At 57.7% G+C, this 4,618-nt stretch carries 3 protein-coding genes; all 3 read right to left on the minus strand.

Annotated features, from left to right (window positions below):
* Window positions 1-102: 102 nt before the first annotated feature.
* The 3 genes from NZK35_RS32665 to NZK35_RS32675 all read right to left on the minus strand — a co-directional run bounded on the left by NZK35_RS32665 (window position 103) and on the right by NZK35_RS32675 (window position 4,246).
* The gene (locus tag NZK35_RS32665; protein ID WP_259636724.1) at window positions 103-3,459 is read right to left on the minus strand and encodes a M56 family metallopeptidase; all 3,357 of its coding nucleotides are present in this window, start codon (window positions 3,457-3,459) and stop codon (window positions 103-105) included.
* A complete protein-coding gene (locus NZK35_RS32670; RefSeq protein ID WP_259636725.1) occupies window positions 3,456-3,911 on the minus strand; it encodes a BlaI/MecI/CopY family transcriptional regulator in 456 nt (151 codons plus the stop codon). The genes NZK35_RS32665 and NZK35_RS32670 overlap by 4 nt, the downstream gene beginning before the upstream one ends.
* Window positions 3,912-4,054: 143 nt before the next feature.
* Window positions 4,055-4,246 (minus strand): hypothetical protein, encoded by a 192-nt coding sequence (locus NZK35_RS32675; protein ID WP_259636726.1) that lies wholly within the window; start codon window positions 4,244-4,246, stop codon window positions 4,055-4,057.
* Between the last annotated feature and the right edge of the window lie 372 nt (window positions 4,247-4,618).

Raw genomic sequence — 4,618 nt, forward strand, 5'->3', positions numbered from 1 at the left:
CGGTCGCTGCGTCGCAGCGAAAGGCCAGACACCAACAGTGCGGAATCTCTTTTAAGTAATGCCCGTGCCATTCGGTTCTACATTGATTCACACCATACCCATTCAGTCTGGCAGACGTTCATCATACAGCATGATCGAACGGACGATGCTCAGCAAGTTATCGCTCCGCCGAATCGTTCGTACCCGCTTGCCCTCGGTATCGTAGACAACGGATCCGAGTCCTTCGGCTTGGCCGTAGCGCACAGAAATCCTTGCGTCTTGGTTGTCAACCGCGATCGGAAAATCAAATTTCTCCAAGGTTTGTTTGTCAAGTGCGGAATCAGTCACCCTGGTCAAGACACCCACGACCGCCAACCCGCGATCACCGTAAAACTGTTTGCAGAGCTGCGTCTCCTTCAAGTAGGACGGATGCCAGGCAAAGGAGATCAAGACGAAACGTCCTTGCGTTGCCTCGACATCGACCCGCTGTTCACCGATCCATGTGGCTGGGCCGAACGGCTCAATCCGCGGAGGTGCTTCTTGGTAGGCGGATGTCGTTCTCAATTCAGTCAGCAATTTGGGGCCGACTTCCAGTTCGACGGAATCCGACGGCAGGTTGGACACGGAATACCAATCGCTGCTTGATTCGGCACGCTGACCAAAGCTAGCGCGGCTTTCCCCCTCAGCGATCAATTGATACTGAAGACCTTCGCTGAGTCCGGCAAACTGTGCAAAGCCGTATTCATCGGTGAGGTCTCGGAGCAATGTGGTGCGAAAGCCTCCTCGCCGGCTCCCGCTGTCACCCCTGATCCGAAGTCCCACCATCAGGCCGGGCAGCGTCTTGCCCGTGCCGTCACGCAGCACGCCGTTGATGACGCCCTCCGGTAAAAGTTGAATTCGCAGCGTTTCCGCTTCGGGCGGGGAAGCGACGAAACGGGAGATTCGTTGGTAGGGGTGAAGTGCGTGAATCCTCGTTTGCCCACGTCTGCCGGGTTCGAGTTGAAACTGCCCGTTTTCATCGGCAATGATTGGCGCATCACGGAAATCAGGGATGATGATCGCTCCGGGGACGGCCTCTCCCGACGCGAGCACGACTTTTCCTCGAATCGGAGCCTCCGGTTCGACGGTCATCGGATCGATCGAGACGGTTTGCGACGCCACGACGTCGACGGACACTTGCGTGTCGGACGATTTCCACTTTCCGGACGACTCTGCCACCGAAGCGAGATACTCCCCTTCGGCAAGCGTGCACTGATAGGAACCGTCCGCATCGGTTCTGACTTGCTTGATCACGCGATTGGCTCTGACGAATTGCACACCTACGTCGGGCAAGCCTTCGCCGGTGGTCGCATGGACGACCGTTCCCTCGGCGATACCCGTTCGTTGCAAGGTAAATGCAAACTCGGAATCCATGGTGTTGTAGAAGTACCACGGCAACCCTTCAAGCGTTGGGTGTTCGATCCTGATCGTCGTGTGTTTGTCGCGCAACCTCGCCATCACAACGCCCGTCGCGTCGATGTCGAATTGTAGAACGGAGTGACCACCGTCTTCCGAGATGGTCGCTTCGATCGTCGCCTGGTCGATCAGATCGGGATCACTTTCACTCGTGACGACAAAGCGAACCTGATGGCCTTTTTCAATCACCGCTCGCAGTGGTTCGGAACCGAATTCGACTTTCCACAGAGGTGTTGCGGCATACTCGGGGTGCGACAGTCGCAGGTCGTAGTTGCGTGATCGGTCAAGCGACGGAATCGTCAGTTGGCCCGCAGCATCCGACCGGGGCGGCTCCAGGCCGAATCTTTGCCAGTCCTCGGGAGAAAGATAGAGATTGCTGGCGTGATCCCCGTTGGTATTGAGTTGTTCGAGTGAAACGCCGGCGACCGATTCGCCTTGTTCATCGACGACCTTGATCACGCAGGCTTCGGCTGCCACGAGATCAAGATCGAGATTGACCGGTACCTCGATGGGGTCGAATTGTGGTGGAGTGCGGTACAGGTTTTGCTGACCGATTGCGTAACCGGGTGAATAGACTCGAGCAGAGATGTAGAGCATTTCCGACGGCTCGACCGGCAGGTCGCCAAACCGATAACGCCCCGTTTTGTCGGTCTTTCCAACCGTTCGAAACAGTTGGCGATCTTCGCCGACCCGATGCACCAACAGCACCGTCGCACCCGCGACCGGCTGCCCTTGCTCGTTTTGCACCGTCCCTTGAATCTGCGTCTTCGGCTCAGCGTCACCGGGATCTGCATCGGCGTCGTCTGCCGGCTGGCTTGTTTGTGTCTGTGGATTTTCGGCCGCCCACGCGATCGACGCCAGGCTGCCCAGTCCGACTGCAATGCAGGTCGCCATCGCAACGGCAATCCAGCCGCGCGCGGAAACCCGTGTGTCGCGGTTGCGTCGCCGGTCCAGTATCGATGCCACGCGTTGTTCGAGTTTCCATTGCGACGAAAACAGGCCCGCGACGCTGCTCGGCGCCCAACGTCCACAGCGACGCTCCGCAAAGTCCAGCAACGTCTGGCTGTATTGAGTCCCATCGGTGTCCGCCAACACATAATTGTCGCAAACATCCTCGCGGGCCTGAGCAAGCCGACGGTTGACGCGATGGACCAGCGGGTGCCACCAGTAAAACGCCGCGGCAAGGTGTTGGAGTAAGACGACCAACTGGTCGCGGCGCACGACATGCGCCAGTTCGTGGACCATCACCTCACGAATCTGTTGACCCGTCGCGGTGCTCGGCATTTCATCGGGCAGAATAATTTGGGGATGAAAAATGCCAGCCGCCATCGGTGTATCGATTTGTTCCGATGTGGTGAGCGCAATTCGGTTCGCGTCCGTTCGCAGTTGAGTGCAAACATCCGCAAACGCAGTCAGTGTGTCCGGATCTGAAACCGGTCGAGCGCCCCGCAATAACGCACGCACTCGCAGCACGCTGGCGATCAATCGAAGCAGCAGGGCCAAGCTGCCGAAACACCATGTTGCCAGCGCGAACGGCGTCAGGGCACGCAACAAGCCCATCGCTCGTGACCCAACCGTGGGTGCCGCCGCCATGGTCTCGACATCGGCCCGCCGTGCTGGCGGCGGCAGCAATCCCTCCCGACTGTCCCGATCCATTCGGTCCGCCGGCTCGGGTCGCAATTCAAGGGGAGTCGAAACGATCGTCGCCGCTGGACGGATTTCGTTGGTGGATGCTTGATCCGGCACGCTGATCAATCGCTCAATCGACGGCGTCTCGACGCGCTGCTGTGCAACGTCGGATCGGGACGGGCCGGCCCAACTGACGCCAAGCCAGCCTGGGTCAAAACACTGTAACATCGTGACCGACACTGGACTGAACAAGATCAAGACGATCGCCGTGAGATTGATCCAGTGCCGAAACGCCGCACGCCGACCGGCGGCTGCATCAAAGCACGATGCAACGACGAGAATCATGGTGACATGCAGTATTAAACTGCCGACCCAAGCAAGATCAAAGAAGTTCATGATTGCTTCCCTCGTCGTCTGCCGCGTTTGGAGCTTGGGTTGTCTGCCACATTCGACGAGGAACCCGAGTCGAGTTCTGCGTCTTGAATCATCTTGCGAATCCGCTGCGATTCTTCGCTGGTCAAACCGCGGTGTTCGATCAGCGCGTTGACCATGTCCTCGGGCGAGCCGGCAAAGAATCGATCGACCAATTGTGAAACTTTCACGCCGAGCGATCGTTTGCGTTCCCGCACCGCCGAATAGACGAACGTCCTGCCCTGTTTGCGGTGTTGCAGCCAGCCTTTTTCTTCCAAGCGCACGATCATCGTTTGGACCGTATTGCGGGCAATGCTGCGGCCCTGGTCCTGCAGCTGCTCGCGCACTTGGCTGACGGTGGCTTCACCGTGTTGCCAGAAAATCTCCATCAGCTCCCGCTGCGCGGCGGTCAACGGTGGTGGCTCGGCTCGTTTCATCGACTCTTTCCCGATCGGCGTTCTGACTACATGGTGTAGGCATTGTTGCCGACAGTGTGTAGGCGATGCAACAGGGAGTTGCGGAAATTCTCAAAAAACGATCCGACCGTCGAAGGATCCACTGACGCAAGGCTCTCCATCTGCTATTCGGAATCACCGTACTCCACGACCTCGCCATCAAACGGAACGTCTGCGCTCCTCCAATACTTGGCCAAGAAATACAGCGTCGCAACGATTCCCCAGCTGAGACCAATGATCACGCCGAAATCCAAGATGCCGCGCCAAGGTTGTGGGATGAATCGAAATAGCACGACGATCGAGGTGATCAAAATCAAGAGCACAATCCCTGTGAGTCGACGCTTGCGCGGTGCGTGAAAAAACGCCATGCAGAATAGCGGTGCCAGCGACTCCCCATAGTGCCGCGATGGTACCCAGTTTTCGATTCAGAAACATCTGTCTCGCTCACGCATCTCGATTGACCTCCATACGAAACGTCTCGACGTTGACGAGTCAGTGCACCAGAATAGAGCACAGCCAAGCGTTGCATGCGAAGGCGCAGAAAGACTTTTTTATAGGTCGAGCCCTCGAGTTTATCGGAATGGGCCGTGCGAAAAAGCCTCCGTTCGAACCATTGCCCTCCTGCTCGCTGCGGAGCAGCGAGAGTGGCGGCTGAAGCCCAATACCGCAAAGTTAACATGAATGAGGGG

Source organism: Stieleria sedimenti, assembly GCF_025060895.1.
In the GTDB taxonomy this organism is placed as follows: domain Bacteria; phylum Planctomycetota; class Planctomycetia; order Pirellulales; family Pirellulaceae; genus Stieleria; species Stieleria sedimenti.